The sequence below is a fragment of the Campylobacter sp. CNRCH_2014_0184h genome, assembly GCF_025772985.1.
In the GTDB taxonomy this organism is placed as follows: Bacteria; Campylobacterota; Campylobacteria; order Campylobacterales; family Campylobacteraceae; genus Campylobacter_D.
In genome coordinates, this window is sequence record NZ_JAKMTB010000028.1 from 1 (window position 1) to 623 (window position 623).

A 623-nucleotide genomic window follows, 5' to 3' on the forward strand; every position below is an offset into this window, starting at 1 on the left:
AGTTTTAGTGCGAAAGGAGATGGATCTTCTCAATTTGCTGCATTTGATTCTACAAAAAATATAGCTGCTAAAGATCAACAAGCAGGTGTTACTACACTTAAAGGTGCAATGGCTGTAATGGATATAGCTGAAACTGCTATTACTAATCTTGATCAAATCAGAGCTGACATCGGTGCAGTGCAAAATCAAATCACAGCTACACTTAATAACATCAGTGTAACTCAAGTAAATATCAAATCAGCTGAATCAAATATCAGAGATGTAGACTTTGCAGCAGAAAGTGCAAACTTTGCCAAGTACAACATCCTAGCTCAAAGTGGATCTTATGCTATGAGTCAGGCTAATGCTGTACAGCAAAATGTAATGAGATTATTACAATAGTTAAGAAACCCAAAACACCTTGAATATTCAAGGTGTTTTTCTCTCACCTTTTATTTTATTTCCCATTTGCTTTCTTATATTTGGAACACTTATTGCTTTTATAGAAATCAAGCAATATTTTGAAAGGATTTAAAATGGGTTTTAGAATAAACACCAACATAGGTGCAATGAATGCACATGCAAATTCAACTATAACAGCAAGGGAATTAGACAAGTCTTTGTCTAGACTTAGTTCAGGTCTT

General features: G+C 34.2%; 2 protein-coding genes. Both read left to right on the forward strand.

What is annotated here, in order from left to right:
* Nucleotides 1-381, forward strand: a 381-nt coding sequence (locus tag L8X36_RS08050) for a flagellin (RefSeq protein WP_263683326.1), incomplete at its 5' end; no start/stop codon positions are given.
* A gap of 134 nt (nt 382-515) precedes the next feature.
* A partial coding sequence (locus L8X36_RS08055; protein ID WP_412175680.1) for a hypothetical protein occupies nt 516-623 on the forward strand: 108 nt, incomplete at its 3' end.